The following is a 25,774-nucleotide window of genomic DNA, read 5'->3' as shown; positions in this document are numbered from 1 at the left end:
TATCTTATGACGGACCGCTAGATGTAATAAGAAAGACACTCCAACATTGATAGATAAGCAATAATAGGTTAAAAAGCCCGAGTTAAAAAATAACGTATTTGCAAATAAAAATGGTCAGTGGCTGATGTGCCTCTGACCGGTTTTTTATAGTCGTTTATCATTAAAGCACCCGTTAATTTAAGTAGATTGATTCACAAACTTAATTCATCAATTACGATTTTTGAAATTAAATTTGGAAGAGAAATAATATATAAATGAAATTATAATTGCAATAATAAAAGGGTAACCAATTAACACAAATGGGTTCGTGTGTTCAACTAAACTAAACTCACCCCATTCAAGCAACAAACGCCATCCCATTCCTAAAGCACTAAGAATTAAACTTACTATAAATATTAGTGATAGTCGGTCTTTAAATAACCCTACAAATATATTCGCAACTACAAAGTAAAACAATAGTGCAATAAATAAGAAGAACCATTCAAAACCTTTTAATGTAGTTATTACAAAGGTAAACGTGATACCTGCATTAAAAACAATTGCTATTACACTTATAATCAAAAAATTAAATCGTTTCTTTTCTACCTGATTATAAAAATTTTCACCTAACATTGCTTACCCCCCTTAAACATTTAAATCATATTTGCCATTTAATCTAATTCAAGTATTCTGCCACTTTACTTGAACAGAGCTTGTTTAACAAATTCCCCTTGAATAAACTTTTCACTTTAAATTTTTATTTATTACTCCTATTAAATGCACCAGTAATGAAGTTATAAAGGAAAGAAGAATAATAATCAAAGTACCAAATATATAAACTAGCCCCTCATTACCTGTTCCGCCCGAGAACAAACCAACCCCAAGCAAAAAATATAGAATAACCATAATTAACATAATAAGAATAAAACCACTAAAAATCTTCATCACTTGGTATCAATCCTTTTCTTTCACTTTTCTTAATAAACCTTATTCAATAATCCTCCCATTTAGCTGAAGATGCTGACCAAAGAGAAGCTTGGTGACTATGTATTTAGCAAACACCCTCGATTGTTGAGTATATTATTTTAAAAACCTGACAATCCGAATATAAATAAAGCTAAAATGATTAAGTAGCCCACAGGTAAAGCAATTAAAATAGTCGCTGATGCCTTCCTCCAAAAACCGCTTTTACTATACCAGGAAGCTAAAGCTGAAGCTACAAATCCAATGACGATTATCACAACCCACCAGTGTCCAATGTATTTTCCAACAAGAGATTGTAGCAAGGTATATGTAGCTATTAGGATTAAGATGGAGACCATTCCTAAGTAATTTTTCAATATAATCCCCCTTTTTTTCTTCAAGCAAATCAAGATAAACTGTTGTTGATGGTTTTTGGATGATTTATCTTTAATAATTTGACGAATACCCAATTCTGGAAGTTTCATAATATTCCATTAAACTGCTGCCCTTTACTTGGGCAGCTGCTTGTTCAGCAAACGCACCATACTGCGGAAGTTCATTTGTTATTCCTCAAGCTTCTCCCGTATTTACTAGAACCAAATTACCGTTATCCCTTTTAAAGAGACTAAAAATTTTCTTTTCGTTAACTTCAAGTTGATAACTTACAAGAATACTGTCCTTTCTTAATTCTTCAACGGATTGAATTGAGATATCTTCAGTGTCATATGTCTCTTCAAGTTTTTCAGAAACTGTTTTTTCCAGCATTTTATCTTCTATAAAGGCGGGCCTTACGAGGCACCAGCACCTGAAACTTCCCTTCCCTTTCTTTAAAAATAAAAAACTGGCTATCCTTTTCAGATAACCAGTTTTTATATTACTCTACTTCTTATTCAACATCTCAGCTACTTGCTCAACATCCTTGTCCCCTCTTCCAGATAGGTTAACAATGATGATATCGTCTTTCGATAAGGTTTTGGCCAGTTTTACAGCATGTGCCACTGCATGGGAACTCTCCAAAGCAGGGATGATCCCTTCTACCTTTGATAACTCTTGGAATGCTTCTAATGCTTCCTGTCCTGTTACTGTGACATACTCCGCTCTTCCAATCGTTTTCAGATGACTGTGTTCAGGTCCAACGCCTGGGTAATCAAGCCCTGCAGCGATGGAATACGTCGGCTGCGGGTTTCCTTCTTCATCTAACAGTGTCAGACACTTAAAGCCGTGAATAACGGCAGGAACACCTTTTGTTAAGGTAGGTGCTTCTGCTGGTTCGACTCCGACTAACCGGACATCTTCTTCATCAATGTAGTGAGCAAATGCACCTATCGCGTTGCTTCCCCCGCCTGCACAAGCGACAACGGCTGTTGGGAGTTTCCCTTCTTTTTCAAGGATCTGTCTCTTGGATTCTTCACTGATGACGGCCTGAAAATGCTTGACCATCGTCGGGAATGGATGCGGCCCGACAGCAGATCCTAATAGATAGAAGGTATTCTCAAAGTTTTCAACTAAATCATTCAATGCCTCGTCTACAGCATCTTTTAATCTGCCTTGTCCTTTATCCACTGGTACGACCTTTGCTCCCAAAAGCTCCATCCGGAATACATTAAGAGATTGGCGGACGGTATCCAGTTTCCCCATGTATATGATACATTCCATACCGAACATCGCACAGGCAGTTGCGGTTGCCACGCCGTGTTGGCCAGCGCCTGTTTCAGCGATGATTCTGGTTGCGCCCATGCGTTTAGCCAGCAGGATCTGGCCGATTACATTATTGATTTTATGAGCGCCTGTATGATTGAGGTCCTCCCGTTTCAAATAAATCTTTGCTCCACCTGTCTTTTCAGTGAGGTTTTTAGCAAAGGTCAATGGGTTTTCCCGGCCTACAAATTCTTTTAGATAAAATTTGAACTCTTCATTGAATTCCTCATCATCCTTGTACTTATTAAACTGTTCTGCAAGGATTGATAACACATTCTGCAAGTCCGGCGGAAGGTAGCTCCCTCCGAATTCTCCAAATAACCCATTCTCAACTAAACTGTTTTGACTCATCTCTAAACTCAGCTCCTCTAAAAAACTTGAATACTCATAGTCTATATTTTCATGATTTTGAAAGGAAATCAAGGATTTTGTCTTATTATTCAGTTTATTCTTTTGGCGTCAAGAATTAAAGGACCCCCGTATGGCAAGACAGTCTAGGCTGGGACAGTCTCAGAAAATATATGTCACCAAGAGCCAGATCACGAAATGGTTTCTTAGAGTTTTCATTCCATTATGCACTTTGTTAAAGTAGTGATGAAGAAAGAAATTAAAGAGGATGATACGATGAATATACTATGGGACTTCGATGGTACGTTATTTGATACATACCCCGCTTACACCAAAGTCTTCTCGCAGGTCTTGGGAGGTACACAGGATGAGCAGGAAATTTACGATAAGTTAAAAGTGACATACCCGCACGCACTGGATCACTACAATGTTTCTTCTGATCAACAAGAGAAAATGAAAACACTAAGAAGCGAACTGATGCCGCAAGATATGCCGCCATTCCAACATGTAGAAGATGTTCTTAAGTCAGCTGACAAAAATGTCATTATGACCCACAAGGACAGAGCCGGCGTTATGCTGATCTTAAAGCACTATGGATGGGAAAAGTACTTTGATGATATCGTGACGATTGACGACGGTTTCCCCCGCAAACCGCACTCTGCGTCATATCAATACCTGCATGACAAACATAATATTGATTTAGCCATCGGTGACAGAGAGCTCGACTTAATGCCGGCAAAGGAATTAGGAATAGAGACCTGTATCTTTCAAAGTGATTGTGAAATAGCCGACTATCGTTTAGATAACTACTCCGAGTTCTTTAATATATTCCCTATTAAAAAATAAGGGATAGACTTATTCTCTAATAAAAATAGTCAGCGGCTCGGAGCCGCTGACCAGTTTTATTAATCTCCCTCAGAAGGGTATGAGATTAATACCTCTCCAAAACCGCCAGTCTATCAATAAATTCATCAAGCAAATTCAACACTTCTTCCCTGTCAGCTTTATCCTCTACAGAAAACTCCCGGATATCCATAAGAGAATATAATTCTCTTCGAGAATCAGAAAGAGCCTGGATAGCGATGTGTTTTTCAGTCTCCGTATACTGGAAACCTTTCAACCCTTTCAGTACCTTTTCAATTCTGGAAAAATAATTCTCATTAATCATGAGGAAGTCTGTAAACTCATTCAGGTGTTGGATGGTATTGCCGAGGTGATGAAGGCGCTGGATGTCGTTATCAAGGGCATCTTGATAATAAATTCTTTTCTCATCCTCAATCGGAAATTCATATGTATTCAGTGTTTCTTCTATGCTGTAAAAAACAGACTGCAGTTCCCTCAGTTGGTTATCTATTTGAGATTCCTGCCGTAGTTCATAAACTTCAATTTTTGTTCTGGCCTCATCCCATTGATGGTAGAGAAACAATCCTCCCACCACTATAAGGATAGGTAAGTATTTCTCAAAGTATTGCTTTTTCGTTTTTTCGTTTTTCAAAGTTCCACTCCCTACTCTATATACCTCTTTTTCTACTTAAACTCTCCTTATAGTAATAGACGATTCAACTACTTATAAGTTTCGGATATATAATCTTAAAGTTCAACCGGAATAAGGCTAACTCCCCCATTTAAATCAATCAAAATTGGAGGCGGCAATTTTCTGTCTCCAAGGTAGGCAGCCTCATTATCATTGACTTAAACAAGAAAAAGGGCTGCCGAAGCACCCCTTAAGACTAGAAAAAAAAGTTCCGCCCGTAAATAGAACAGTAATAAAAAGAGTAAAAGCTAAAGAGAACTTCTATCTAATCAACAAATCATCAGGAAGTAAATGTACAGGAATCGGCTTACTAAAATAATAACCCTGCCCTGCGTCACACTTCTCTCTCTTCAAAAATATTAGCTCTGTTTCACCTTCAATACCTTCTGCAACGACATTCATATTTAAGCTGTGTGCCAGAGAGATTATTGCAGAGGTAATCCTTTTCCCATGTAAATCACGGCTAATGTCATCAATAAAGCTTTTATCGATTTTTACTGTGTCAAAAGGATATTGACGGAGATAACTTAAAGAAGTATAGCCTGTACCAAAATCGTCTATGGAAATCGATACGCCAATTCCTCTCAGTCTTGTTAAACTTTCTTTAATTTCTTCCACATCATCGAGTAAAATACTCTCAGTTACTTCAAGTTCAAGCCATTTAGCCTCCAGCCCTGATTTCGCCAATACTTTCTTTACGCTGTCAACAAAGTCATATTGCTGGAGTTGTTTAGTAGAAACATTGACCGCCACTTTAAATGGAGGCTTTCCGGAATCCTGCCACTTCTTATTTTGTATGCAGGCTGTTTCCAAAACCCAGTTCCCAATCGGGATAATTTGCCCGCACTCCTCTGCCACACGGATAAAATCATTCGGGGCAACCATTCCAAGCTCAGGGTGGTGCCAACGTATCAGTGCTTCCATCGCAATCACTTTTTCACTTTCCAAGTTCATAATTGGCTGATAATACAATTCCAACTCATTGTTAATAACTGCAAGGGGTAAATCCCTTTCAATTATTAAGTTATATGAAGTGTCCACTTCCATTTCATCGGAATATATCGTATATTGACTTCGCCTGAATTTCTTAGTTTGGTACATTGCAGTATCTGCGCGATGGATAATTTCTGAAACTCCAACATTTTTTCCCGTGCTGAATGCAATTCCAATACTTGCTGAAACACTTAACCAATGGCCAGACACCTGAAAGGGTTCAGCTAAACTTTGGTTGATTCGTTCCGCTATACTAATGACGTCTTCCTCAGTAATATCAGGCAGTAAAATGGTGAATTCATCCCCGGCTAACCGGCTTAACGTATCTGTACTCCTAATGGATTGTTTCAGTCTGTCGGCCACCAACTTTAAAAATTCATCTCCGATATGATGACCCATCGAATCATTTATAAACTTAAACCGATCCAAATCAAGGAAAATAACAGAAAATAATTTCTCTTCAATTTTTGCAAGCTTAATGATTTGCCCTAACCGATCTTCAAATAACTTACGGTTTGGCAATCTAGTCAGCGGGTCATAAAAAGCGAGTTCCCTCATTTTCTCATCATATAACTTCTTTTTCGTAATATCCCTGGCTGTTCCATAAGTACCCACAATTTCTCCATTTACCTTCATAGGATAATGCGTGGCCTCTACATGAATCTTTTGACTATCCTTTCGAATAAGTACCAACTCTGCACTGCTCGGTTCTCCAACCTTAGCACTTTCAAAATGTTTAATAGCTTCAGGTAAATCTTCTGATGCAACAAGGGGCATGAAAGGCATTCCCTTCATTTCCTTGGTTGAATACCCTATAAGCTGTTCACCCGCCGGATTAACATCAATTAAGATCCCATTTTCATCCATAGAATACATGGCATCTGGGCTGCTTTCAAAGAGGGATTTATATTTTTCATTGCTCTCTTCCAGCATTTGTTGAGCTTCGATTTGTTCTGTTATATCTATCACACTGCCGAAGAGCACCCGTTTATCGCATATGATCTCCATGTAGCTTTGAATTTCTGTGTATATTAACTTCCCTTGTTTATTAATGTTTCGTACACGATATCTCTCTACCTTCTTGTTCCCTTGATTCCTGCCTTCAATTCTAGCTTGAACCGTTGGGTAATCTTCCGGATGAATGATTTGTTGCAGGGAAACGAGTCCTTGAGTGAATTCTTCTCTTGTATATCCCAATAGGTCCGAATAATAGTTATTAATGTATGAAACAGACCCTTCCTCCAGTATATAAACACCAATAGGCGCTTTCTCTATTAAACTTTCAAACATAGACCGGGCAAAATCCGATTGGGGATGATCCTTTTCAAGTAAGGTCCCTAGCTGACTAAAGAATTGACGAGAATTCTGCTCCTTATTATCTGTTAACATTTACTCTCTCCTATGACAAATGATTCTATGGTGAAAAACAATTTCGATTGTCTGGATGATTAAAGGCTTGATGGAGAATCGATATATTGCCTTTTTAAAGCTGAACTTTTCTTTTATTTAAGCATTTGTCGTTTTTGGTTTTCAAATATTTGTATAAACTACCTAATTTATATTTTACGCTAAAACAAAATGTAAAGGAAGAAAGATTTGTATATACAAGTAATTCTGCAAAGTCCTTTCCTATTATTTTTGCACATCAAGTTATCTATATAACTCCTGTCAAACTTTAGACTCCTTTTGCCAGCAAGGTGTGATTCCTCTCAAAGAAACACGCGCTTTTTCATCATAAGACGCCTTCTATTTAAACTTTTTAAAAAACAACAACAAAAAATGATACAAAACTTCCCCTAACTGCCTAATAACCACCAGTTTCCCCTAGAGAAAGTCGCCGTACCCTGCAACATAGCCTCTCCAAGCCTCTTTGTCCTAAACACACCCCCTCCCTTATGCTGAACTCACCCGGGAATACATGAAAAGTGCGCGCCTTTTGGAAGGATAGCAGATTGAAAGAGTTTAATGAGGTGCTTGCCCAGTATGAGCCAATGATTCATAAGATCATCAATACCCTTCAGATATACAAGGAGAAAGACGAATACTATCACATCGGGATGACGGCCCTTTGGGAGGCTTGGGAGAAGTATGATGAAGAGAAAGGCAACTTCACGGGCTACGCTTACTCGACGATCCGTGGAAGGCTGCTGGATGAACTGAAACTTAAAGTGAAGTGGCAGGAGTCCTTTATTTACCCTGAAGAAAACTTTTGGGAGGTGGTTTCTGACGACTCCCGAGAGAGCTATCTTGAAGGCGAAACCTTGCTTACTTACTTTGAGCCGTTAACCGAGACGCAGAAGAAATGGGTGATGTACACCTTTATCGGGATGATGAAAATCAGTGAAATTGCCGAACGGGAACAGGTATCCGTCTCTGCTGTGAAAAAATGGCGCAATGGAGCCAAAAGCAAACTCTTAATACGGAAATAGACCGAATGAACACGAAGCCTCTCTGCCTAAGAGAGGTTTTTGTCGATTTATACCAGAATTTTGTCTGATTTTTCAGAAATGCACTCTATAGACTGTGTTTATTGCCAATTATATCCATAATAATAAACTAGTAAAGAAATTGAAACGACAGTCCGCTTGAGGAATGTGTAATTTCCCTCCCGCTGTACTGTCAATCTATTAGAGGAGCGTGTTACATGAAAGAAATTGTATCGAGCTACACCATATCCAAAAAAACAGCAGCATTGATTCCCGTAAAACACCCCGACTACCTCACAAAAGTCATCGAAACGGACAACATCTTCTATGTAACCAAGCCACCCCTGAGCATCATTAAGAAAGCCTGCTTGAAAGGATATTCCAGCTATGAAGGCCGACGGGAAGCTGTGAAGCATTATACAGGCTATCAACGGAAAGTGCCGATCCCCATCATTCCGAAACATAACATCTTTGCATTCCCGTCTCTTTCCCCTGAAGCCTTTGAATGTATCTGGCTGTTTCCTGCTCATATCAAATCCATATCTAAAGCAAATACAGCTGATAAAGCCATATCTTCTCTTGTCACATTAAAAAACGGCAGAACGGTTTACATGAGTGAATCCCCCGCTGTCATTAAGAAACAACTACAGCGGACTGCTTACTTCTCAATGATGTATTACACGGACAGTGTTGGAGTGTAAATGATAGGTAAATAACGCAGCAGCCAAGAAATTTTTTAAAAAAAGTTCAAAAAAAAACAACATTTTACCAATAACTACCTTTTTACACACTATAGACTGTGTCACCTTTTTTCTATCACTTTAATAATGAAGAAAAAAGGGTGATAACTATCAAACTAGAGGAACTTCTCAAACAAAGTTTCGGAAAAGTAATCAGGGCTCATCGAAAATACAAAGGACTTTCGCAGGAAGAGCTTGCACACCGCTCAGGTTTTCATCATAACCATCTAAATAATATAGAACTGGGCAAGGCTGGGATGTCTCACCATACTGTTTTTAAAGTTGCCGCCGGACTTAATGTGACTCCCAGCCAACTTCTAAAAGAAATAGAAGAAGATGTTTTTCCTTTATATAAAGAGGACGTAAAATCACGTACATAATGAATCTTTGGGGGAATGCTCCCCCTTTATTTTCTCGCACACCGCCCCCTTCTCAACGCCTATAATACGTTCCCCCCCTGAAGCACATTTTTACTGTGTCATTCCCCTCTTTTCTCGGTACCTGCCTCAAAAACTCTTAATCTTCTTTAAAACTTATGTACATTTCTTCATAGAAATTGAAACTTTCTGGTAATGGCAATCGTACATATACTATAAGCAAACAAAGGAGTGGAAAAATGAAAAGAATCTGGAAAGTCATGACAGCCGCCGCACTCGCTCTATCTCTGGGTGCCTGTTCAACAACCGCCTCACCGGAAGCTGATGTAAAAAATAAAAGTGATTTGACACTGGAACAGGTTTTTAAGAATACTGTACAAGCAGACTCTGAATTATCCAGCGTACATATGGATATGGAGATCAACCAAGTCACACATGATGAGGCGAATGAAGAAGGATCAATGAACATGAGCACCACCTCTTCCACCGATCTAGTCATGGAACCGATGACCATGTACCAGACTTCGACTGTGAACATGCAAATGGATGAAATGGAAGGCAATGAAATACCTGTGGCCCAAGTTGAAATGTATTTAACAGAAGAAGAGATTTATCTAAAAGACAACATGCAGAACGAATGGACGAAACTCCCCAATGAAATGGCAGACTTGATGAAGGACAGCGCCCTGCAGGAATCTTCTCTTCCAGAAAATCAACTAAAGCAATTTCAGCCTTACCTGGATCAATTCACCTTCAAACAAGATGATGATACATTTATTCTCCATCTCTCTCTGGAAGGAGCCCAAGCAGATGAGATCCTTGAAGAAGGAATGGGAATGATGAACGAAAAACTCCAAGCTTCTTTTGACGGTATGATGGAAGACATCTCTATCGCAAATATGGAACTAAAAATGTGGATTGATAAAGAAAGTTTCAACACCGTTAAAATGGAACTGCAGCAAAATATTGAAATGAAGCAAAACGGAGAAACTCTCACAATGGATCAAACCATGAAGAGCGAGTTCTCAAAGTTCAATGAAATCCAGGCAATCGAGGTTCCTGCAGAAGTCACTGAATCAGCGGTTGAGATGGAATCGCCTTTTGGGCAGTAATTGAGGCAGCCTTCAAGACCGAAAAGCAGATAAGAGTTAGATAAAATGATAAAGTTGACACCCTGCTAAATAGAGGACGAAATCCAATTGATTTCGTCCTCTTTTCCTATGGAAGAAACAAGAATTCTGCGTCCCGTCTTCAATCTGAGTGCACCGGCTCACTGGCTGACTGGCGTTAACAGGCTGCTCGTAAGCCGCAAGTTCTGCAGACGAGAAACCCCCGTTGCACGATGAAAAGACGAAAGTGACCGGCAGCGGGATGTATAATACCATTGAGTAGGCAGAAAAGTCCCTGGCATTAACACTTAAAGCGCCTATCAAGCATTCTAACAAAAATAAAAAAGCCAGCCATTACAGCCAGCTCACAAAACTTGGCAGACGGAGCAGCCCACCACTAGTTATATTTCGGTATTTCACCCGACATTTAATCGGCTCTATATAAACGTAATCTTCTCGCTCTTCCTTAATCTTACTACCACATACTTTTGCTCTTTCCTTCACCGGTACCCCTAGTTCCATCATTCCCTGTGGGTTCCCGGCTTCATCAGCAAGCAGCCAGCCGAACTTAGACTTGCGAAAACCAGTCACGAGCACATCGGCGAACTGATAATTAATGACCTTCAACCACGAGTGACTTCGCTTACCGACTTCATATAAAGACTCTTTTCGTTTCAGCACAATTCCCTCAAGCGCTTGCTGACAAACGGCTTCATAGTAAGCAGGTCCGGACCCCTCGACAAATTTCACCTTAGATACCGTCGCATCATCTTCTGCAATAATATCTGCCAGCAATTCCTTCCGATCAAGCAATGGTAATTGAGTGGTTCGGCTGCCAGCCCATTGCAGTACATCAAAAGCTACATAGCTGACAGGCGATTTGTCCTTACCGCTCATAAAACGAGCCATTGTCCGTTCGAAATCCGGCTTGCCTTTCGTGTCAGTCACAATCAACTCACCATCTAATACCGTGCCAGGCTGTATACTAGTCCCCCAACTGACGAGCTCAGGAAACCGGTTTGTAACTTCGTTGTTATGTCTGGTATATAGCCGGACCTTGCCAAGTAAATCTTTCGTATATAATAATCGGATGCCATCAAGTTTCAATTCCGTAATGTAGTCGGCTGAATCGAATGGCTCTTCCACTTTGTGTAACAACATTGGCGAGATAAACACTACACATCACCTCACGCCAATTCTAGCACGATACGGAGTTCCGGAGTTTAGTAGAATGATGGTAAATGAAATGATGGTCGGAAAACCAGCTGTAAGGACCACCCTTCTTCCTTGATTGCGTCCACTAAAAAGTGCCATCCACATCTAAAAATTATTGAAAACGACATGACAAAAAACCGTAATAAAGATTGGCACGTCTAATAAATTGTTCCTTAAATCACTTAATATTGCTTTGAAAGTGGCTCTTTTATCAAAATGAAGAATATCCCAAATTAGGTCTAATCAAAAAACACACTCTCTCTATTGATCAGACTTTTTCGCTTCTTTACTTAAATCATCCGTTTTCACAGTCACCATTGCTTTTTCCACCCGATTATCCTTTATTTCCAAAACTTCAAATTGTAAGTGTTTATAATCTATAACCGGGCGTTCCTGCACAGAGGGAAAATAGCCTAGTTCGTGTATAAGGAATCCGCTGAGTGTATCCAGCTCCTCGGTAGAGAAGTGGACCTTAAGTACCGCTTCCAGCTCCCAAAGTCTTGCGATCCCTTTAACTTCATACTGATTCGGCGATATCTGTTTAATTTCTTCCTCATAAATGCCTTCTTCTATACTCTCGCTATAGATTTCCCCGACAATTTCTTCGATGACATCTTCAATCGTAATCATCCCTTCCGTACCACCGAATTCATCGAGGACAATCGCAATATGAACATTGTTCGTTTGCATGGTTGTGAAGAGAACATCTATTGTCTGGGACTCCAGGACAAAGTATGGTTTTCGGATTACATTTCGCAGGTCAAAATCCTCATCTTTCCCGATATACTGGAATAGATCTTTTGAATGGAGCACGCCGACAATGTTATCTCTGACTTTTTCATATACAGGAAATCTGGTGTATCCCTCTTTGCTGACCATCTCAAGAACTTCCTCCAGATCTGCGTCGATTGAGAGTACACACATATCCGTGCGGTGTGTAATAATATCTGAGGCAATCTTATCATTGAATTCGAATATATTATTGATCATCACCTTTTCAACTGTGTTGATCGTGCCTCTCTCCCTGCCGATATCGACCATCATCCTGATGTCTTCTTCGGTCGCCTCTTCATTCTGCTCATTGGGATCAATTCCGAATAAACGTATGACAGTATTGGAAGAAAAGGTAAGTATTTTGACAACCGGCAATGTTATTTTTGCTATTAATGAAATCGGAGCCGCTGCAAAGTTAGATATTTGCTCCGCCCGCTGTAATGCCAGCTGCTTCGGTACGAGTTCCCCAAACACTAAAGTGAAATACGATAGAATGACAGTGATTGCGATAACGGAGATTGTATGCAATAGTTCCAGGGACAACGGTAATCCCACTTCATACAATTTCTGAGCCAATGGCTCGGCAAAAAAATCGGCTGCAAATGCACTCGACAGAAATCCTGCCAGCGTAATACCAATTTGGATGGTGCTCAAGAATAGGCTTGGCTTTGAGATAAGGTTATGTAACTTCTTAGCTTTGCTGTCTCCATTTTCAGCGAGCCGCTTGACTTTATTATCATTTAGGTTGACCAATGCAAGCTCGGAAGCCGCAAAAAAAGCATTGATTAAAATTAATACAATAAGCGTGATGATTGCTGTAGTCAATGATCCATCCTCCTAGCCATAAACATATAATTACTTAGTATAGGTTGTTGCTGAACCGATGCATTTATACTTGATGAGTAGTTGATTTCCACTTCAGGTGTGCGACTCCAATCAACCATTCGTAAAAAAACACCAGAAGAATTAGTTGAAAAGCTACTATCTTTTAGAAAACAGCCTTATAAAAAGATTAACCTCATTAATTTTGTGTAAACATATAAGTAGTTCTTTATTATAGGGAGAGGTAAAAAAGTGGTTTATATTTTATTAATTTTAGGCTTTGTATTATTAATTAAAGGTGCAGATTTATTTGTTGACGGCTCTTCCAACATTGCACGCGCTCTGCATGTTTCCCCGCTTCTGATTGGTTTAACATTTGTGGCCTTAGGGACAAGCTCTCCTGAGGCTTCTATCAGTATCATTGCCGCAATGGAGGAAAATGCCGGAGTTGCTCTTGGGAATGTGGTAGGAAGTAATATTTTGAATACAACTTTAGTAGTGGGGATAGCTGCATTCATTTATCCGCTGAAAGTGGAAAATGAAACGATTAGAAAAGAAATTCCATTTACGTTATTAGCGAGTGCAGCTTTGTTGATTTTGATTAGTGATATAGCGCTTCAAGGGGCCAGTGAAAACCTTCTTACAAGAGGTGACGGCTTCATCATCTTACTGCTTTTCTCCATTTTCTTGTACTATATATTTGAAGTGGCAAGAAACAGCCGGGAAAAGATCAAGGAGGAAAGCAAGGAACAGGCGCCTGCTTCTTGGATGAAGAATAGTTTACTTACGCTTGGAGGCCTTGTTGGAATAATAGTTGGTGGAGAATTAGTTGTAAAGAATGCCACTGAGATTGCACTTTCTCTCGGGATGAGTGAAACGTTAACCGGCCTGACCATTGTAGCTATTGGTACCTCTCTACCAGAGTTGATTACATCCATAACGGCTGCATTGAAGAAAGAAAGTGATATTGCTTTAGGAAACATCGTGGGCAGTAATATCTTTAATATCTTATTCGTATTGGGAGCTACCGCTTCTATACACCCGATCATCGTCGATAACAGGATATTGTTTGATATTCTAATAATGATATTCCTGACAGGGACATTGCTTATCTTTTCAAGAACAAACTTTAAAATTGGAAGATTTGAAGGAAGCTTCCTAGTTATTGCGTATATACTTTATATGGTTTTTATCATCATTAGAAATTAATTAATTGTCTAATGAACCAGTAACAATTTGTTTGAATCCTTTCTTTGCGCTTTATCAAATGAAATAATAGTCAGATGGGTGTTATGAGAACGCTGTTTTCGTATATATTGTTGCTCTCGGAAAAACCCAAAGCGCCGAATTTTTCCCATGGAGACAAGGGCTATTTTCTCTGAACAGGGTGAATTAGCTCTTTTCTTCATATTTATCAGCTATTTCTGGTACATTCTGGCGCGTTTCACCACATAAAAGACAAAAATCTTGCAGAGAGACAAAACACGGTGTGTCTCTATAAGCTGAGGACGTAATCGAACTGATTGCGTCCTCTTTTTTCATGCATAAAAGGAAAACTCTATTCCCATATTGGTTCTTTATGACCATACATAAGAGAATCATTCCCTTTTTCTCTGGCGAAGGTTTATCATGGCCTGGGCAGGGTAAGTAAAATGAGGCATTTCATTCAGAAAACATAGATTTTCAATCAATAATAGAGTTATAGATTGAGAACTCTTTGAATAGTGAAAGCCACCTTCAACACAAGAATTTTTAAAACAGGTGGGATAACATGAATAAGAGATTTAGAACGAGAGCTGGCCTCGCAGCAATTCCTTTCTTACTGTTAACGGGCTGTTCGCAAACAGCAAGTTCTGCAGACCAGGAACCCCAGCAGCATGAAAAGTCGAAATTGGCCGTCAGCGAGGAACATAAAGTTATTGAGAAGACAGAAACGTCACCGAGATTCACACAGGAAGCTCCCTATCAAGCTATCAAACCTTCCGAAAGTGCACAACCGTTGAAAACCAACTATACAGATAAGCAGCTGGCGGAAATGCCTAGAACGCAGGCGCATGGAGGCGACACGGCAAGAAGCGTGCCTTTAGGTCAAACCCTGCAAAAAGGCGCAGAAGATCTAACAGACGGGCCTCTTAAGGAACATAGAATCGTTTCCTATTATGGTCACCCCAATTCGGTCAATATGGGGATTCTGGGAGAACACAGCCCTGAAGTATTCATGGAGAAACTGATCGAACAAACCAGGGAATATTCTGAACTGGATCCTGAAAGACCCGCCATTCCTGCAATTGAATTGATATCGACCGTAGCACAGCGAAGTCCCGGAGAAGATGGTGATTACATACACCCGACATCAGCCGAAGATATCGAAAAATATGCTAAGCTGGCCAAAGAAAACAATGCCCTGCTGATCCTGGATGTCCAACTGGCCCGGGATACAGTCATGAATCAAGTCAAATCGCTGGAAAAATACCTGAAACTCCCTCACGTCCATTTAGCCATTGATACAGAATTTCGTGTGAAAGAAGGAGAAATTCCCGGAGTGGATTTGGGCACAGTCGACGGGAAGAATATTCAACAAGCGATTGAATATGTATCAAATCTAGTGAAAGAAAACGGCCTTCCGGACAAACTTGTCATCGTTCACCAATTTTCAAAACATGTCCTGACAAATAAAGATGCCATCCATCCTACAGAAAACGTGGAAGTGGCGTTAAACTTTGACGGCCATGGACTGGATGCAATTAAAAGAGCCGGGTACAATGAACATGTTCAGAAGGAGCCTATTCAATACGGCGGATTCAAGGTCTTTTACAAGAAGGACGAACCATTGATGACTCCGAAAGATGTGCTGGAATTGGACCCTGCACCGGCATTTGTTAATTACCAATAATCCAAATGATTATAGGATTTCACGATTATCATAGACAAAGAGGCTGGGAACCGGTAGTAACATATCTCCCAGCCTCTTTTCCATGTTGTTCTCTGTAGTAGCATTAAGACGAACAAAACCAGCTGTATTCCTTGATGAAATTCAATTTGACCGTCCCCACCGGACCGTTCCGGTGCTTGGCCAGGTTGATCTCTGTCACACGTTCCTCTGTATTCCGGTTATAGTACTCATCCCGGTACAGAAGCATGACAATATCCGCATCCTGTTCGATGCTGCCCGAGTCTCTCAGATCGGACATCATCGGACGCTTATCTCCCCGCTGCTCCACCGCTCTGGAAAGCTGGGACAGCAGGATGATCGGAACCTTGTATTGTTTGGCCATGTGTTTCAATTCCTTTGTGATCGCCCCGATGGCCAGGTCATGCCGGTCGAATTTCCCTTCAATCGGAATGAGCTGCAAGTAATCGATCACGACAAGATAGGAACCTCCTTCGATTTCCCTCCTTGTCTTCTGAATCCTTGCCCTTATGCTATCAAGGGTTTGCCTTCCCTGGTCATAAATCTGCAAAGGGAGCTTGTAACACGTATTCATGGCTTCATTCGCTCGTTTCCGGTCATCCTCGGTACAAAACTTGTATGGATTCTGTAGCTTCGAAGCATCAATCTGCGCCATTCTGCTAAGCAGCCGATGATACAGCTGCTTCTCACTCATCTCAAGCGAAAAGAAATCAACGGTTGACCCATGCAGCGCGGCATTCATAGCGAGATTGAGAACCAGTGCCGTCTTCCCCATTGAAGGCCTTCCGGCGGCAATGATCAGTTCTCCGGGTTTGAACCCTCCTGTCATCACATCAAGATGTTGAAATCCTGAAGGAACACCGAGATCTTCCGGCTCAGAGTAAAAGGACTCAATGATTTCATACAGTGCATCGCCTTTCTTTCCCTGCTGCTCCAACACAAGCTCCTGGGTATCCACGTACACTTGATAAAATTCCTCTGCCTTACCAATGGACGGATCATTCAAAAAATAGGATGCCGATTCCTGCAGCTTCCGGATTCTATACCGTTCCAGCACAATCTTCTGATAGTGATCAATCCCGCTGATCGACGGACAGCAGCAGGCAATATCCGTGATGTACGATAGCCCGCCAACATTCTCAATCCCATCACCAAGCTCGTCGACCAGGGTGACCGGATTAATTTCCTTTCCTTTCGATTGCAGGCTTTTCATCGCTTTAAAAAGCACCCTGTTTCTCACCTGTGAAAAGTAATCAGGTTTCAGTGTGATGTCATGAATCACAGATGGCTCAAGAAAAACGGCTCCAAGCAGCATGCTCTCCGCTTCATAGAGTTCCAGCTCGCAGGTCTGCCTTTCAGTTGAAAACTGGCTTGATGAATACTGGTGTTCTAACTGATTCGTTTGCAATGCGCTTCTCCCCCTCTCTTTTCCAAGCTTCCATCTTGGCAAGAAAATTATTGGTTTCAGTCAAAAGCACATTTGAAGAAACAGACTTTTTAAAAGGTTTACCTTCATTTTTGACCTTTTGCATCAAAGCTTTTTCGTAATAAAGAAACGACTTTATGCTGCCATTCTTGTTCCTTTTTTGATAATGAGCATGGACTTCCTCCATCCATGTCACAAGTTGCCTGGCGTCCACTTCCAGCTCACATACCTTTTCAATCGCACACAGCTCCTTGGGTGAAATATAGAATCCTGAATTTCGGAGACTAAGGAACTTGTCCGTCACTGCTGCCGTCTTTTCACTGCTCTCTTTCGATGTGGATTTTTCAGAAGTTTCTTCTTTAGTTTCTTTAAATTCGTCTTTAAGATCTTCTTTATCTTTCTTTTCTTTCTTACATTCTTCTTGTTGTAGTACAGCCATATCATCTATGTTTACATCCGGTTGCAAATCCGTAGTGCCGTTTTCATCGCAAAAAAATTCCTGGCAACCCGCCTCGGGTTTCAATAATGTGAACAGAGTTCCATAAAGAGTTGTCTCGGTCGTTATGTATCCAAACTTCACAAGGCGGTCCACACTTCGTTTGACTGTAGTCTTCGCTGGAATCTTCATGTTCCCATCCTGGACGTACAGCAAATCTTCTGCCAACAGAGAGAATGACCTCAAATACTGCCCCCTCCCAACCTTTATTTCTTTAACATACATACCTTCCTTTTGAAGTGCCCTGCAGCTCAGCAAAAGATAGAGCCTCAACGTAAATGGATCACTCCAAAGTACACTATCAATCGTTTTCCGTTGAAATTTAATCCAGCCAGTCATTTTCATTCCTCCTATATACGTTTCTACTTTGTATATAGGGGATGTAGTTTAATAAGGATACCCCTTTTGAAAATTTTTTTATAAAGGGCGCTAAGAGATTGTTTAAACAAGTGAGTAGTGCCTCTACTAACTTTCATTCAAAAATCACACAAAATTATGGCATTCATAACACGAACAAGCACAAATAGCAGACGGGATCGTTCAAAGTAATACAGGCGGACATTAGAAGCTAACAAATTCTATAGTGTATAAATTCCTGCATGTATTTGCCTGTTGAGATAAGCGAGGCTCTAGAGGAGAAACTCTAGCTCTTCTGATTAAAGCCAATACACTGTACTATCTGAGACATAGTATTTACCACCTAATAACAAAGAGTGTACCTCAGAATGACAGTCTTGTTACCACTGCATGGATTAACTTTTGTAGGAAACTAACAAAAAAATAATAAGTGGAGAAAAATGTATGTAAAAAAAATGGGGAGTGAAACTAATAAAAAGGAGTTTAAGGAGAAATTGGTTATGATAGCCCTAATAAAATTCATTTTATTTTTGTTCATAATTATGGTCAGCAAAAGGTACATAAAAGGGAATTTAAATCGGATTGACAGAACATCGTATCTATTTTTTAATATTTGTTTTGTTTTACTCCTATATAAATTTGTTTCTTTAAATACCAATTGGTATAAAGTCAAAGATAACATTTTGCTTGTAATTGCTTCTGACATTGACCGAATTTTACTACTGCCTTACATTACTTTAATACTGTTAGTTGTCATTAAGAAAATAAATCTGATTTATAAAATCGTTGTTTGTGGAGCATGGTTATTAATAGTACCTGCATTAGAACATATTAACGAATGGACAGGGATAGTTACGTTTGAAAATTGGAGGTTTTCTTATTCATTACTGGAGTCCACCGTACTTCTTATAGGGAACTTACTTTTCTTATATGGGTATCATTCTTTGAAAGAGGAGAAGCACTATGTTAAATGAGTTTATTGAACCCTTATTGCCTAAGTCTTTTGATAAGAATGAGTGGTATATCCTGGTTATTTCAACTATTATGGTTTTAATTTTTTTACTAATTCCCAAAAGGTTCCCTTCCAAATTAACATTGAACCTCATATTATTTAATTTAGTGTTAAGTTTTGTAATTGATCATCTTTTAGCAATGCCTCCTCATGATTTTTATGACATTATGGACAGGCCGAGTTTTGAACTATTTGACTTAATCATTTATATTTTTGCATACTCCTTCTTTGGATATTTCTTATTGTATATGTATGATATGTTAAAGCTAAACTACAAAAGGACTATAGTATTTATTTTAACATTCTCAATTATTGTAACCGGTTTAGAAGCTATCTCAACCTACATCTTTGAGGTGTATAAATATCATGAGTGGAATTTAATCTTCTCATTTCTGAGTTATATAATTCTATTCTTATTGAATGTATTATACTTTCGGTGGATCGTGTCTACACCTACTTAATCAGGTACTTAGTTGAAAAATGGTATGTCATTTATAGCTGATTAGTTTGCTGCGCATTAAAAACTAATTTACCTTAATCTTAACGGCATTCATTTAAGTCTAAAAGGATACACCGTGTGGCAAAAGAGTTTTGGAGCATTCAGGTAAATTAAAAGGATAATGCAAAAAACCTTCAATCGATTTTGAAGGTTTTTTGCATTTTTTAGTTAATGCTATCGATTTATTTTCAGAGAACCACCCTTACATCACTGGGATGATTCTTTTAGGCTTTCTAAAACAGGTTGCTTTTAAATAAAGCTATTTTCCTGCTAATTTACAGCTTTATATTACTGAAGCCCTTCTATTTCCATTTCACGGACAGGCAAGGAGCTTTCTCCTGTATCAAGGTAGGTGACGTTTACTTTGTCATTTTCTTTAAGATAGATGCTCATCGGACTGTTTTCCGAGGAAACGGTGAAGCTTTTTCCGCCATCTAGCAGGAAATAAACAGTTGTGTAATCACCGGTTTTTTCTTTATAGACCCTTAATACTGTGCCGCTGACCTGCTTTTCTTCTGCCTTTCCGCTGCCGTCAACACTTCCGCCTCCCCGCTGCAGGGCTGTTTTATACAGCTTGAGCGCTTGATTTGGCGTGTTGGCATAGACGGAGATTTCCGGATTGGCAGCCGATACGATAAAGTAATTCTGCAGGAAGCCATTGGGATCCAACACAGGCGTCAGCCAGCTCGCTTCACCGTAGAAGTTATACAGGATCGGCATTTCCCCGGTCCATTTTTTCTCAATGAACTTCTTCTCGATGATCTGGAGGGTTCCTTGTGAGTCCATATAGGATTTCTCCAGATTGCCTGTGTAGAAGGTTGCCTCGCCCGTCCTTGAGTTGGTCAAGGAATAGCCCAGCATACTGTCCACTCCTTCTTTCGGCGAGGTGAAATCGGTAAAGTAATACATTTCTCCGTTCTCATCGAAAATCGGGCTTACATTTGCCTCTGTCCCCTCATCTGAAGGAAGCTTCACTTCAGATTTCCCGAACACACTGTTCCAGAAGCCTTGCACGTAGTTTCCATAGTAGCTGTTCTGCATACTGACGGTTTCAGGCGAAACAGCACCATCGATGAAATCAGGGGCATCCTCCAGTTTATACGACTTCACGTCTCCCAGATAAGTTAACCGGCTGCATAATGAATTCCTCAAACCTCTTCCAATGCCTCAGAGGAATTATAATAATAATTTAAATACTTTAAAAAGATGGGCTTGAGCTCCTCCTTATCTAACATAGGAGACATAATAACTGGATAGCTCTTATTAAATTCAAAGATTACCCGTCTTCCAACCCGTTCGTCTTTCCCCAAGTCATCCCGATCCTTAATTTTTGCTTTTAGTACTTTAGATAAGTCCAACTCATCAATAATATCCAAAATGTTGATTAAAAATCTGTCATTCCGAAAAATTTCATACTTAATAATATAATTATAGATATCTAAGTTATCAACCAATAATGAATAGTATCGTTCTCTTTGCTCTGGCTCTGTTACGAAATCATTTATATATTGAGCACCCAACACACATTTATAAATATAATTCTCCCAGTCAAACTTCTTCAGGACTATGTTATTGAAATGATTGATTCCCTCAGTAATTTTAGGATAATTCTCTAAGAGAAATTCTCTTTTAGTGATCAATAGTGAATGCCAAAATTGTTCATTCAGGTGGACATCTCTATCTGTATCCAAGTAATAATCTGTTAATACACGAAACGCTTCCAAGAACAAATCCTTTCGTTCTGTTTCGTTACCCTGGGCTATATAGATCGGAAAGTCTGGTGCTTTATCTAAATGTACTACCTCTTTAGAGAAGTATTCTTCCTTCAAAAGGATCTGATCCTCTATGAAGTCCTTATAAAACTGCTCATTATTTTTGTAACCCTTTTCCAGTAGTCTAATTTCCACTTGAAATTAACCCCTTTACAACAGATGTATACTTTTCAATCATCTTATCGGAAATGGAATAGATCACTTCATCAATAGTATCGATACTTAACTCTTCCACCATCTTTTTCCTCATAAGATGATACAGTTTTAAGTCCAGAGGATTGTTTGGCGGATCGATATCAAGTAAATCCACGGACTCATTATCCTCTCCGTTATTAACGATGAATCGCTGCAGGGCCATATGCATTCCTGTGTAAACATATGGGTTATTTAAAGTATTACTTTTTGGTAAGTTATTAAATTGAAACTCTTCATTACGATATTGGATTACAATCGTTTCATGGCTAAGTTCAATTTTTATTGCTGAATTAAGATCCGGGTTTAACTTCTTTTCAAACAATTCCAAGGGCTTTGTAGTACTTCCTTCAAACATCACGACATTTGAAAAGCCAAGAATTGAATTTCTAGGCACCACTAATTCATCTTTAAACTTATCATAAAAGATACTTAGATCTTCATTATGTTTAAACGAAATATCCTCATTCGATTGAATATGCACCTGAATTGAAGTTCGGCTGCTGATTGAGATACGAGATTTTAATATCTTTATAGACCTTTGATTCGCACCCAGTTTATAAAACTTGTTGTCTTTAGACTGAATAATTAATATAGGCTGTGCTTGACCATTACTAAGCAGATTCATTATAAATTCTGAGTCAATTTCATAGTTAAAATCAAACTGGTAATGATGTACGTTCTCATGCAGCTCTACATCTAAAATAAACTGACTGGACGCATAACTATTAGACGTGTTTGTCAGCAAAGGATATGGAAAGTTTGCGTCTTTTTTATAGATCATGTTACACCTCGATGTAATAAACAAATTTTAATGATTTGTTGAAATTGTCTCTTAACCCTAATTGAAGTTCTGTAACTCCTTGACGTATTTTAACGTCCTTAATCACATTATTATCAATTTTATACTCAATTCCGGAGTACAGATCTGCAATCGAACTGTAGTTACCTAGTATATTAAACTCATCAGCATATTCGACACCCATTCCATCAATAACAGATAGTGAGATGTCACAGGTTGTTTCGTTTGCCATTAAATCACTCTCGGTAAAATTAAATTTAATCAGTTCTTTATTGTGCAGAATAATCCGCTCAACCATTTCCGGGTTTGCGCTATACTTCGTCTTTGACTGTTCTTCCGATTCATTCCCCTTGTCTTCTCTTTTTTTACGCTTTAGTGGATCACGTTTCTTTTCTGGTTTTTCTTTGCTATCTTTTCCTTCTGATTTCTTCTTTTTAGCTTTTTTCGGAACTTCTGTAGAAGCTTTTATGACAGATTTTCCTTTATTGATCATTACTGTACCCAAGCTATTGGACAAATCATTTTTAAATTGAGTCTCTACTACGTAGAGAATATCTTCAGTGTTTAGCACACCATCTGTTGGGTTGTTTTCTTTTATCGCTTCTTCTATGACTTTTGCAATCTCGCGGGAGATGTTATTAATAAATCGTTTAGCCCGCTTTTGTAGTTTAGCATCCTTTATATGTTCCCACGATAATTCTGTATGGGATTCATTTTCGAGGGATTTTATATATGCATCCTCATCTGAACCGCCAATTAGTACAGCATTGTAAGGTTTATTAGCATTTCCGGTCACTTTAAAATCCTCTATCTTCATACCAATGGTTCTTACAATAGCGACACGGCCTTTTGGTATACTTTCATCATATTTAAAATACAACTTAAAATGATAATCTCTTATACTATCTGAGACTGTTAACTCTCTGGGTGTTTCGTTCTGATAGGTATCTACATATAAAGGGGTAAAAACTTTCTTTGCTTCAGTAATGTCCTGTTCATAATACCTGGGATCTTTCACATAATTAATTATCGTCTCGCTTGTAATTTTCTCTTCATTAACAATAACCTCAAGCTTTCCCTCTAAAATAGAAACGAAGAAACTATCGCAAATACTCTTTATGATTTCATTCTCGTTATCATATTCTTCTCTTAGAAACGGAATGATGATCTTCAATCCTCGGGTGTTCTTTGCAAAAACCGGGTGAAAGTTGTTTCCGTATGGATAAAATTTAGACTTCCCATCATCAAACATATCGATATCTGTAAAGTACCCAGATGAACGATAGCATTTCTCCTCATATACATGCTCAATTAACTGAACTGTTCCACCCAAGTGTTGGTCTCCATGTTCATCACAGTTGGCAAAATACATAAGGTGCAAGTCTGATGCAGCATTCGAAGCTATTTTCCCCACACCATGTGAACCACCACGAGAAGTCTCTACTTCAGAGTCTTCTTCCTCAAAATGAACTCCCTTGTTATAGGCGTAAATTCCCCACGTATCACTCGTAGAGTTACTTTGACCATTTTTAGCACCAGTCAGGCCTCTTGTATTTGAATCTTCAAATGATATGTACCTGACTTCATCCTGGTCAATTTTATTGATCATATGCTGGATGGTTTCTTTCGTATAACTGTTTCTTCCTTGTAAACATTTGATGCGCTCAATTACATCATTAATGCCCGGGATGTTCTCTTTCTCAATACTCCCTGTGTTTATTGTCAAAGTAACTGGTCCATCGCTTCCAATCAAACGTCCATCCATGGAGTTTTGAGTATTTTCACGAGTTAAACCGGTTACACGCATATTATAAAAACGTTCAAGGATTTTATTAAAGTTTGATTCTTCTATATTGGGGATAGGTGAGAATTTCCATAAAGGATCTTTCTGCTGTCTATACATGATTGGCTCCTCTTCTACAAAAAAGCTTTAAATTTTCTTACATTTAATTTTACATGATCACAAAATATATCTACATTCACTGTAAATTTGATGGTGAAAAAGAATGGACAACTTAAGCCCATTCTTTTTTTATTAAAGCTCTCAGGTCTTCATCATGCATCTAGTTCTGCTAATCTATCATTTAAATATTTATTATTCACTTCAAAGTAAAGCGATTTCCAATGTTGCGCGTCCTTACCGGCAGCATTTGGATTATTTCCAAGAGTTCGTGAGCGCTCGACAGTTGAGTAGACTAAATCCGGCCCTAATATTTCAAGATACTTTATAGGGTCTGCTTTCCAAGTATAGTATCCTGTTTTAGCATCCTCTTTCACAAGTGTTCTAAAAGCCGCTACTATAGGTAAGATTAGCCCTTTCGGTGTACCATGGTCAATTTTATTTCCATACAACTCACTTTTCAGATTTCCAGTCTTGACACCTTTTACAGCACCGAACCTTCCGTTTTTACTACCCTTAACATAATAATTAGATATATTACATTCCAAGTGGTCATATAAGTCCAAAATCGATGGAATAATATTTTTCATTGCATGAAAAGGATTTCCGTATTGCTTAACCTCTTCATATTCCTTGAAATACTTTAAATATCTTTTTATCATAGTACCCTTTGCGGAATATGCAGAAACTGGTTGATTATTATCCCCATAAGCAGAAATATCAAAACATGACAGTATAGCTATGATATTCTCAACCGGTATCCTTTTAATGTCATTTTCTTTGAAGGCTATTTCGTTAACAATATTTCTTGGCATGCTGTCTTTTAACAAGAAGAATTTATTTTCTAACTCAGCTATTGATTTATCCTGTACTTGTACAGAAGTGTTTCGCGCAGCTGCTAATTCCTGGAAAATATCTTCACTATTGGTTATTACTTCGATTTTTACATATTTTGGTCCATTAACATCGTTTTTATGTTGTTTAATTAACTTGTAAGTATGTCCTCCGTCTACATTTCCATGATAAGTCATATCTGACATTGTAATGACCATCTCTTTTTTATGCGAATCATACGTCACACTTTCTGCAGTTAAGAGAATTCCCCTATTCTTAAGTTGGAAATTCAGATCTGACTCATCAATTAATGAGTCTTTTATACTTTTAGCTGTCTTTGTGTTCAATTTTTGCTCCCGAGGATTTGTTTCCATTGGAAAGTTATCTGGTATATCTTTAACATCTACATATGCCTGATAAGTTTGAGGGTTTAAGATTTTATTTTCGTCATATTCACCGTAAGGGTTTGGGATATGACGATAACCAACAGATTTAATTCTTAAAACTAATTTTTCTTTTTGCATATACATCATCTCCTTTTTTTGTTAATTTCATTGTATAATGTAAATCCCTAAACGAAAACCGCACAAATGCG

21 protein-coding genes and 1 pseudogene are annotated in these 25,774 nt (G+C 38.8%); 7 read left to right on the top strand and 15 right to left on the bottom strand.

Features of this window, described 5'->3' with window-relative positions:
• Positions 1–207: 207 nt before the first annotated feature.
• The 4 genes from BSG1_RS02785 to trpB all read right to left on the bottom strand — a co-directional run bounded on the left by BSG1_RS02785 (position 208) and on the right by trpB (position 2,991).
• Positions 208–612 carry a hypothetical protein gene (locus BSG1_RS02785; protein WP_006835302.1) on the bottom strand — a complete coding sequence of 135 codons (405 nt, stop codon included), beginning with the start codon at positions 610–612 and terminating at the stop codon, positions 208–210.
• Positions 613–1,064: 452 nt separating this feature from the next.
• A complete protein-coding gene (locus tag BSG1_RS02775) occupies positions 1,065–1,427 on the bottom strand; it encodes a hypothetical protein (protein WP_006835300.1) in 363 nt (120 codons plus the stop codon).
• 85 nt (positions 1,428–1,512) lie between these two features.
• The gene (locus BSG1_RS02770; protein ID WP_006835299.1) at positions 1,513–1,707 is read right to left on the bottom strand and encodes a hypothetical protein; all 195 of its coding nucleotides are present in this window, start codon (positions 1,705–1,707) and stop codon (positions 1,513–1,515) included.
• Positions 1,708–1,821: 114 nt separating this feature from the next.
• Positions 1,822–2,991 carry a tryptophan synthase subunit beta gene (trpB, locus tag BSG1_RS02765; protein ID WP_044022240.1) on the bottom strand — a complete coding sequence of 390 codons (1,170 nt, stop codon included), beginning with the start codon at positions 2,989–2,991 and terminating at the stop codon, positions 1,822–1,824.
• A 273-nt stretch (positions 2,992–3,264) separates the two neighbouring features.
• Here trpB and BSG1_RS02760 point away from each other — a divergent pair, with 273 nt between their 5' ends.
• Entirely contained in the window at positions 3,265–3,834 is a 570-nt protein-coding gene (locus BSG1_RS02760) for an HAD-IA family hydrolase (protein WP_044022336.1), read from the top strand.
• An 85-nt stretch (positions 3,835–3,919) separates the two neighbouring features.
• On the opposite strand, the gene BSG1_RS02755 is transcribed toward BSG1_RS02760, so the two are convergent.
• Positions 3,920–4,483: a hypothetical protein gene (locus BSG1_RS02755; RefSeq protein WP_006835296.1), complete on the bottom strand. Its 564-nt coding sequence runs from the start codon at positions 4,481–4,483 to the stop codon at positions 3,920–3,922.
• 300 nt (positions 4,484–4,783) lie between these two features.
• Complete coding sequence (locus BSG1_RS02750; protein WP_006835295.1) at positions 4,784–6,904, bottom strand: sensor domain-containing protein; 2,121 nt, start codon at positions 6,902–6,904, stop codon at positions 4,784–4,786.
• 563 nt (positions 6,905–7,467) lie between these two features.
• On the opposite strand from BSG1_RS02750, the gene BSG1_RS02745 reads away from it, so the two are divergent.
• The 4 genes from BSG1_RS02745 (at position 7,468) to BSG1_RS02730 (ending at position 10,170) form a co-directional block, all read left to right on the top strand.
• A complete protein-coding gene (locus tag BSG1_RS02745) occupies positions 7,468–7,944 on the top strand; it encodes a sigma-70 family RNA polymerase sigma factor (RefSeq protein ID WP_044022239.1) in 477 nt (158 codons plus the stop codon).
• A 215-nt stretch (positions 7,945–8,159) separates the two neighbouring features.
• A complete protein-coding gene (locus tag BSG1_RS02740) occupies positions 8,160–8,642 on the top strand; it encodes a competence protein ComK (protein ID WP_006835293.1) in 483 nt (160 codons plus the stop codon).
• Between the two features lie 140 nt (positions 8,643–8,782).
• Complete coding sequence (locus BSG1_RS02735; RefSeq protein WP_052302344.1) at positions 8,783–9,061, top strand: helix-turn-helix domain-containing protein; 279 nt, start codon at positions 8,783–8,785, stop codon at positions 9,059–9,061.
• 236 nt (positions 9,062–9,297) lie between these two features.
• A complete protein-coding gene (locus tag BSG1_RS02730) occupies positions 9,298–10,170 on the top strand; it encodes a DUF6612 family protein (RefSeq protein WP_006835291.1) in 873 nt (290 codons plus the stop codon).
• 351 nt (positions 10,171–10,521) lie between these two features.
• Here the strand turns inward: BSG1_RS02730 and BSG1_RS02725 are convergent, their stop codons facing one another.
• Entirely contained in the window at positions 10,522–11,343 is an 822-nt protein-coding gene (locus BSG1_RS02725; RefSeq protein ID WP_044022238.1) for an ATP-dependent DNA ligase, read from the bottom strand.
• A gap of 300 nt (positions 11,344–11,643) precedes the next feature.
• A complete protein-coding gene (locus tag BSG1_RS02720) occupies positions 11,644–12,981 on the bottom strand; it encodes a hemolysin family protein (protein ID WP_006835289.1) in 1,338 nt (445 codons plus the stop codon).
• Between the two features lie 249 nt (positions 12,982–13,230).
• Between BSG1_RS02720 and BSG1_RS02715 the strand changes: the two genes are divergently transcribed.
• The gene (locus BSG1_RS02715) at positions 13,231–14,187 is read left to right on the top strand and encodes a calcium/sodium antiporter (RefSeq protein WP_006835288.1); all 957 of its coding nucleotides are present in this window, start codon (positions 13,231–13,233) and stop codon (positions 14,185–14,187) included.
• Positions 14,188–14,749: 562 nt separating this feature from the next.
• Positions 14,750–15,871: a hypothetical protein gene (locus BSG1_RS02710; RefSeq protein ID WP_006835287.1), complete on the top strand. Its 1,122-nt coding sequence runs from the start codon at positions 14,750–14,752 to the stop codon at positions 15,869–15,871.
• 103 nt (positions 15,872–15,974) lie between these two features.
• Here BSG1_RS02710 and BSG1_RS02705 read toward each other — a convergent pair whose 3' ends face one another.
• The 7 genes and pseudogenes from BSG1_RS02705 to BSG1_RS02665 form a co-directional block, all read right to left on the bottom strand.
• Positions 15,975–17,297: a replicative DNA helicase gene (locus BSG1_RS02705; protein ID WP_232214172.1), complete on the bottom strand. Its 1,323-nt coding sequence runs from the start codon at positions 17,295–17,297 to the stop codon at positions 15,975–15,977.
• A complete protein-coding gene (locus BSG1_RS02700) occupies positions 17,245–18,150 on the bottom strand; it encodes a hypothetical protein (protein WP_044022237.1) in 906 nt (301 codons plus the stop codon). The genes BSG1_RS02705 and BSG1_RS02700 overlap by 53 nt, the downstream gene beginning before the upstream one ends.
• 1,817 nt (positions 18,151–19,967) lie before the next feature.
• Positions 19,968–20,795 (bottom strand): annotated as a pseudogene (locus tag BSG1_RS02685) (hypothetical protein); the annotation flags it as partial.
• Between the two features lie 32 nt (positions 20,796–20,827).
• The gene (locus BSG1_RS02680; protein WP_006835281.1) at positions 20,828–21,586 is read right to left on the bottom strand and encodes a hypothetical protein; all 759 of its coding nucleotides are present in this window, start codon (positions 21,584–21,586) and stop codon (positions 20,828–20,830) included.
• Positions 21,576–22,427, bottom strand: a complete 852-nt coding sequence (locus BSG1_RS02675) for a hypothetical protein (RefSeq protein ID WP_006835280.1) — start codon at positions 22,425–22,427, stop codon at positions 21,576–21,578. Before BSG1_RS02675 ends, BSG1_RS02680 begins: the two co-directional genes overlap by 11 nt.
• A gap of 1 nt (position 22,428) precedes the next feature.
• The gene (locus BSG1_RS02670) at positions 22,429–24,348 is read right to left on the bottom strand and encodes a hypothetical protein (protein ID WP_006835279.1); all 1,920 of its coding nucleotides are present in this window, start codon (positions 24,346–24,348) and stop codon (positions 22,429–22,431) included.
• A 152-nt stretch (positions 24,349–24,500) separates the two neighbouring features.
• Positions 24,501–25,703 carry an AIPR family protein gene (locus BSG1_RS02665; RefSeq protein WP_044022236.1) on the bottom strand — a complete coding sequence of 401 codons (1,203 nt, stop codon included), beginning with the start codon at positions 25,701–25,703 and terminating at the stop codon, positions 24,501–24,503.
• Between the last annotated feature and the right edge of the window lie 71 nt (positions 25,704–25,774).

Source organism: Bacillus sp. SG-1 (assembly GCF_000181495.1).
Lineage (GTDB): Bacteria > Bacillota > Bacilli > Bacillales > Bacillaceae_B > Rossellomorea.
The sequence above is the reverse complement of the archived record's forward strand: the minus strand, read 5'-3'. Positions and strand labels throughout refer to the sequence as shown.